Annotated in this window: 5 protein-coding genes; 4 read left to right on the plus strand and 1 reads right to left on the minus strand. The window is 70.4% G+C overall.

Annotated elements, in window-relative coordinates; genetic code table 11:
• Positions 1-137: 137 nt before the first annotated feature.
• Positions 138-1160, minus strand: a complete 1023-nt coding sequence (locus BIU90_RS17270; RefSeq protein WP_071301409.1) for a LacI family DNA-binding transcriptional regulator — start codon at positions 1158-1160, stop codon at positions 138-140.
• 441 nt (positions 1161-1601) lie between these two features.
• Between BIU90_RS17270 and BIU90_RS17275 the strand changes: the two genes are divergently transcribed.
• The 4 genes from BIU90_RS17275 to BIU90_RS17290 all read left to right on the plus strand — a co-directional run bounded on the left by BIU90_RS17275 (position 1602) and on the right by BIU90_RS17290 (position 6912).
• Positions 1602-3632 carry a beta-galactosidase gene (locus BIU90_RS17275; protein ID WP_071301410.1) on the plus strand — a complete coding sequence of 677 codons (2031 nt, stop codon included), beginning with the start codon at positions 1602-1604 and terminating at the stop codon, positions 3630-3632.
• Positions 3629-4543 carry a carbohydrate ABC transporter permease gene (locus BIU90_RS17280; protein WP_071301411.1) on the plus strand — a complete coding sequence of 305 codons (915 nt, stop codon included), beginning with the start codon at positions 3629-3631 and terminating at the stop codon, positions 4541-4543. The genes BIU90_RS17275 and BIU90_RS17280 overlap by 4 nt, the downstream gene beginning before the upstream one ends.
• Entirely contained in the window at positions 4540-5487 is a 948-nt protein-coding gene (locus BIU90_RS17285) for a carbohydrate ABC transporter permease (RefSeq protein ID WP_175470251.1), read from the plus strand. The genes BIU90_RS17280 and BIU90_RS17285 overlap by 4 nt, the downstream gene beginning before the upstream one ends.
• An 84-nt stretch (positions 5488-5571) precedes the next feature.
• Positions 5572-6912 (plus strand): extracellular solute-binding protein, encoded by a 1341-nt coding sequence (locus tag BIU90_RS17290; RefSeq protein ID WP_071301412.1) that lies wholly within the window; start codon positions 5572-5574, stop codon positions 6910-6912.
• The last annotated feature ends 34 nt before the right edge of the window (positions 6913-6946 follow it).

The raw sequence follows: 6946 nt of genomic DNA on the forward strand, positions 1-6946 counted from the left end.
GCGCGCCGACACCCGGATGCGCTGCTGGCGGGCGTCCTGGGATGCCGGTCCGTACAGGACCCGTACACGGCGGCGCTGGTCAGCGCGGCGGGGTCAGGCCGAGCCGCGCCAGACCAGTGCCGGTCAGTGCGGTGGGGTCAGGCCGAGCCGCGCCACACCACCTCGGTCGGCAGGACCAGGCCGTGCGAGCCGGTCACCGTCCCGGCGATCTGCCCGAGGACCTGCTGCGCAGCGTGTTCCCCGAGGGTGCGCGCGGGCTGTCGGACGGTGGAGAGCGGCGGGTCGCAGCGGAGCGCCCAGGCACTGTCGTCGAACCCGACCACGCCGATGTCGCCCGGCACCGAGCGGCCGGAGCGCTGCAGGACGTCCATCGCGCCGGCGGCGACCGCGTCGGACGCGGCGAAGACCCCGTCGAGGTCGGGCGCCTTCTCGAGCAGCTCGCGCATCCCCTCGACCCCTGCGGTGTAGCTGAACAGCGGGTCCCGGGCGACGAGGGCCGGGTCGAACCGGTCGCCGAGCGCCGCGGTGAAGCCCTCGAGCCGGTCCTGGCCGGAGTCACGGTCGAGGCCCGAGGCGAGCATGCCGATCCGTCGCCGTCCGGTCGCGACGAGGCGTCGGGTGATCTCCTCGGCGGCGGCGCGGTTGTCGATCGCGATGTAGGACGCGTTCGCGGCGTCGGACGGGTGGCCGACGAAGCACGCCGGCAGCCCGATCTCGGCGATGGCCCGCGTGACGGGGTCGCCGTCGCGTGCCGAGAGGACGATCGCACCGTCGACGAAGCCGCCGCGCAGGTACTCGACGACGCGCTCGTTGTCCCGCGCGGAGTCGACCATGATCGTCACGAGCTGCTGGTCCGCCTCGGACAGAACGGCGTTCGTGCCGATCAGGATGTTGCCGATGTTCGGGTCGTCGAGGACCTGGACGCTCGGCTCGTGCACGATCAGTGCGACGGCGCCGGAACGACGGGTGACGAGGCTGCGGGCTGCGGCGCTCCGGACGTAGCCGACGCGGCGGACGGCTTCGCGCACGGCGTCGCGGGCCTCGGCGGAGACGTAGGGCTCGTCGTTGAGGACGCGGGAGACGGTGCCGCGGGACAGACCGGCCTCGTCGGCGACGTCCTGGATGGTCGCACGGGGGCGTGCGGCGCGGACGTCGGTCATGCCGCAACCCTAGCCGGGGCGCCGGGGCTGGCTGTCGCGCTGGCCGGGTCGCGTCCGTGGCTGCCGGGCTCGTCGTCGCGTCCATCCGTTGCGTCCGTTCCGTCCGCGGGAGCGACAGATGTCCGCCGGCCGTCGGCAGCCTCGGCCCGTCTCACCCGCGGAAGCGACAGATGTCCGCCGACCGTCGGCAGGGATCTGTCGCTTCGGCGAAGAAGCGGGGCCGGACCGGCGCCGCGGCCGGTGCGAGGCTGACCGGAACGGACGCCGTGTTGACAAGGACCACGGAATCGTGTTCACTCTGGGAGCGCTCCCAGAACCTCCCGGACGAATCGGTCGGGGCTGACTGGGAGCGCTCCCAGAACACTGGGTGGCCTTCGCCGTCGAAGGGGTCGCACGCGACCGGGACGGCAGCACCGCCGCCCCGACCAGACGAGGACCCCCGTGACCACCACCCTCCCGGCACCCGCCACCACGGCGCTCGGGCTCGGCTCGACCGGACTCGCGTTCGGCTGCGACTACAACCCCGAGCAGTGGGACCCCCAGGTCTGGGTCGAGGACGTCCGCCTGATGCGCGAGGCCGGCGTGAACCTCGTCGCGATCAACGTCTTCGGCTGGTCGCACGTCGAGCCGCACCAGGGTGAGTACGACTTCTCCGCCCTCGACCGCGTCATCGAGCTGCTGCACGGCGCGGGCATCGGCGTCGACCTCGGGACCGGCACGGCCTCGACCCCGCCGTGGCTGACCACCGCCCACCCCGAGGTCCTGCCCGTGGTCGCTGACGGCACCACCCGCTGGCCCGGCGGCCGCCAGGCGTTCTGCCCGAGCTCCCCGGTCTACCGCGAGCACGCCCTCGCCCTGGTCCGCGCCACCGCCGAGCGGTACGGCGACCACCCCGCGGTCAAGCTCTGGCACGTCTCGAACGAACTCGGCTGCCACAACGCGTACTGCTTCTGCGACGTCTCCGCCGACGCCTTCCGCGACTGGCTCCGGAACCGCTACGGCACCGTCGAGGCGCTCAACGCCGCCTGGGGCACCGCCTTCTGGAGCCAGCGCTACTCCGACTGGGACCAGGTCCTGCCGCCCCGCGCGACCCTGTCGTTCACGAACCCCGGCCAGACGCTCGACTTCGACCGGTTCTCGTCCGACGAGCTCCTCGGCCACCACCGTGCCGAGGTGGCCGTCCTGCGCGAGCTGAGCGACAAGCCCGTCACGACGAACTTCATGGTCGCCGCGCACATCACCGCGCTGGACTACTGGACCTGGGCCGACGACATGGACGTCATCGCGAACGACCACTACCTCGACCACCGCCTGGCCCGTCCGCAGGCCGAGCTCGCCTTCGCCGCGGACACCACGCGCGGCCTGGCCAAGGGCGGCCCGTGGCTGCTCATGGAGCACTCGACCGGTGCGGTGAACTGGCAGCCGCGCAACGTCGCGAAGGACCCGGGGCAGATGCTCCGCGACACCGTGAGCCACATCGCCCGCGGTGCCGACGGGGTCTGCTTCTTCCAGTGGCGCCAGTCGGTGCAGGGCAGCGAGAAGTTCCACTCCGCGATGCTGCCGCACGCCGGCACCGACTCGCAGACCTGGCGCGACGTCGTCGCGCTCGGTGCCGTGGTGGAGCGGCTCGGCGAACTCCGCGGTTCCCGCGTCGTCGCCGACGTCGCGGTCGTCTTCAGCTGGGAGGTCCAGTGGGCAGCCGACCTGGAGGCCCACCCCACCACCGAGCTCCGGTACCTGGAACAGGTCCACGCGTTCCACGCCGCGCTGACCGACCTCGGTCTGACCGTCGACGTCGTCGCACCGGGTGCCCCGCTCGACGGGTACGGCGTCGTGGTCGTCCCGGAGCTGTACCTCGTGCGCGACGAGCACGCCGCGGTGATCGCCGAGCACGTCGAGCGCGGCGGCCAGGTCGTCGTCACGTTCTTCAGCGGCGTCGTCGACGGCGACGACCGGGTCCGCACCGGTGGGTACCCCGGCGCCTTCCGCGACCTGCTCGGCGTGCGCGTGGACGAGTTCCGCCCGCTCGCCGCCGGCCAGACCCTCGGACTCTCCGACGGCAGCCGGGCGCACACCTGGTCCGAGCCCGTCACGCTGCACGGTGCGACGGCCGTCACGACGTACACCGAGGGTCCCCTCGCCGGTTCGCCCGCGGTCACCCGGAACGCCGTCGGCGCGGGTGGCGCCTGGTACGTCTCCACCGTGCTCGAGGACGACGCCCGCTCGGCCCTGCTCCGCCAGGTGCTCGACGCAGCCGGCGTGCGACCCGACCCCGTCGCCGAGCCGGGGCTCGAGGTCGTCCGCCGTCGGGACGACCAGCACGAGTGGGTCTTCCTGCTCAACCACTCCGACCATCAGGTCGCGCACACCGTGACGGGCCACGAGCTCGTCGTCGACCGGCCCGTCGACGGCGCCACCGTCGTCGCTCCCGGCGGCACCCAGATCATCCGCACGGACAGGAAGCACGCATGACCTCCACAGCCCAGCGACCCCGGGTCGCTCGACGTCGCACGGCCGGCGGGTTCCGCTACCGCCGTGCCATCGCGATCTTCATCACCCCGTTCGCGGTGTTGTTCACCGCGTTCTACCTCGTGCCGATCCTGTACGCGGTGTGGCAGTCGCTGCAGAAGATCGAGCGCCAGGGCACGTTCGGTGCCCCGACGCAGGTGTTCGGCGGCCTGAGCCAGTACGCCCTGGTGTTCCAGAACAGCGAGTTCTGGAGCTCGGTGCTGCGCGTGCTGCTGTTCGGCATCGTGCAGGTCCCCGTGATGCTGCTGCTCGCGCTCGTGTTCGCGCTGCTGCTGGACTCCCCGCTGCTGCGCGGCAAGCGGTTCTTCCGCCTGGCCTTCTTCGCGCCGTACGCGGTGCCCGGTGTCATCGCCGCGATCATGTGGGGCTACCTCTACGCGCCGAACCTGTCGCCGTTCTCGGCCGTGACGAGCCGCTTCGACCTGCTCGGTGCGGACACCGTGCTCTGGGCCGTCGCCAACGTCGTGACCTGGGTCTACGTCGGCTACAACATGCTCATCATCTACTCGTCGCTGCTGGCGATCCCGGCGGAGATCTACGAGGCCGCCAAGCTCGACGGCGCATCGCAGTGGCGCATCGCGGTGTCGATCAAGATCCCGCTCGTGGTGCCGGCCCTGGTGCTCACCGCCGTGTTCTCCGTGATCGGGACCCTGCAGCTGCTGACCGAACCGACCGTGTTCCGGCAGTTCACGTCGACGATCTCGTCCACGTTCACCCCGAACATGCTCGTGTACTCGACCTCGTCGGTGCCGAACTTCAACCTGGCGGCCGCGTTCTCGGTCGTCCTCGCACTCGCCACGTTCATCCTGTCGATCGGCTTCCTCCGACTGACGCAGCGGAAGGCCGCCGAATGACCGTCAACGCCCCCTCCCGCCGCGCCGTACGCGACGCCGGCCGACCGCTCGAGCCGAACCGGGCCTCCCGTCCGCACCAGCCGGGCACCCGCGGACCGCGCGAGAGCGTCATCTCCCGCAGCGCCGCGATGATCGTGATGGGCGTCTTCACCGTCTACTTCCTGCTGCCGATCTTCTGGCTGCTGGTGTCGTCGACGAAGACCGTCGGCAACTTCAACACCACCGCGCCGCTGTGGTTCAGCGGCACCGCGGTGCAGGACACGATCGCGAACCTGGGCGACCTGTTCACCCGCCAGGACGGCATCTACCTGCGGTGGGTGGCGAACAGCATCGCGTACGCCGGCGTCGCCGGGTTCATCGGTACCGTCATCTCCGCGATGTGCGGCTACGCCCTGGCGAAGTACCGGTTCCGCGGCCGCGAGGCCCTGTTCAACGTGTTCCTCGGCGGCGTCCTGGTGCCGGCGACCGCGCTGGCGCTCCCGCTGTTCCTCATCTTCAGCCAGGTCGACCTGACCGACACGTTCTGGTCGGTGTTCCTGCCGAGCATCGTCAGCCCGTTCGGGGTGTACCTGTCCCGGCTGTACGCGGCGTCGAGCGTGCCGGACGAGATCATCGAGGCCGCGCGGATCGACGGCTCCAGCGAGGTCCGCACGTTCTTCACCGTGGCCGTCCGGCTGATGTCCCCGGCCCTCGTGACGATCTTCCTGTTCCAGTTCGTCGCCATCTGGAACAACTTCTTCCTGCCGCTCGTGATGCTCCGGAACTCGTCGCTGTTCCCGGTCACCCTCGGCCTCTACACGTGGAACTCGAGCGTGAACCAGTACCCGGACCTGCGCACCCTCGTGCTCATCGGGTCGTTCGTCTCGATCATCCCGCTGCTCATCGCCTTCCTCAGCCTGCAGCGCTTCTGGCGCGGCGGCCTGGGCTCCGGCGGTCTGAAGTAGCGCGCCGCGCAGGGCGACGGCCCGTGCACCCCTGACCCACCACCTCCGCACCACATCCCCATCACCTCCCGAAACGGAACCAGCATGAAGACAACGAAGTTCCTCAGCGTCGCCGCCGTCGCGGTCGCGGCCACCATGGCCCTGGCCGGGTGCAGCACCGGCGGCAGCAGCTCCGGCAGCGGCTCCTCCGACAGCAGCGCGTCCAGCTGCAAGCCCTCGAGCGGCAAGGTCACGCTCGACTTCACGACGTGGGTCCCGAACATGGACAAGGTCGTCGCGATCTGGAACAAGGCGAACCCGGACATCCAGGTCAAGGTCTCCATCGTCGCGAACGGCAACAGCGGCACGTACCAGAACTTCTTCAACCAGCTCAAGGCCAAGCAGGCGCCCGACATCGGCCAGGTCGAGTACGACACCCTGCCGGCGTTCCGCGTGCAGGGCGGGCTCGAGGACATCGGCGCCTGCGCCGGTGTCAGTGCCGCGAAGAAGGACTTCTCCGACGGCCTCTGGAACCAGGTCACGTTCGGTGAGGACAAGGCCGTCTACGCGGTGCCGCAGGACTCCGGCCCGATGGCGCTGTACTACCGCAAGGACCTCTTCGACAAGGCCGGCATGACCGCGCCGAAGACGTGGGAGGAGTACGCCCAGGACGCCGTGAAGATCAAGGCGATGGGCGGCAACATCACGAACTTCGCCAAGGGCGACGTCAACCAGTTCGCGGGGCTCGTCTCGCAGGCCGGCGGTCAGTGGTTCTCGAACTCCGGCCAGGACTGGAAGGTGGACCTGACCGACAGCGCGTCGAAGAAGGTCGCCGACTACTGGCAGGACCTGATCGACGAGAAGCTCGTCAACACCCTGCCGAGCTTCACCGACCAGTGGAACAGCGCGTACGACAGCGGGCAGGACTGGACCTGGGTGTCCGCCGTCTGGGGTGCGAACACCATCTCGAGCGGCGCACCGTCGACCTCGGGCAAGTGGGCCGTCGCCCCGATGCCGCAGTGGGAGTCCGGCGCCAGCAAGTCGGCTGCCTGGGGCGGTTCGTCGAACGTCGTCTTCGCTGGCAGCAAGCACCCCGCCGAGGCGTCGAAGTTCCTGGTGTGGCTGAACACCTCGACCGAGGCGCTCTCCGCGCTCAACAAGGAGGCCAACCTGTACCCGGCGTCCTCGACCGGTGCTGAGCTCCCCGCGCTGACCGAGGGCCTGCCCTTCTACGGCGACCAGAAGATCTACGAGGAGTTCGCCTCGGCCGCCAAGGACATCCAGCCCTTCACGTGGGGTCCGACGATGACGCAGACCTACGCCGACGTCTCCGACGGCTTCGGTCAGGCCGCGTCCGGCCAGGGCACGCTCGCCGAGGCGCTGCAGTCCGGGCAGAGCAAGACGATCGCGGCGCTGAAGGCGCAGTCGATCCCGGTCAAGGGCTGACGCCCGACCCACGATCGGACGGGAGGCCCGGTGC

It is taken from the genome of Curtobacterium sp. MCBA15_001 (assembly GCF_001864835.1).
Lineage (GTDB): Bacteria > Actinomycetota > Actinomycetes > Actinomycetales > Microbacteriaceae > Curtobacterium.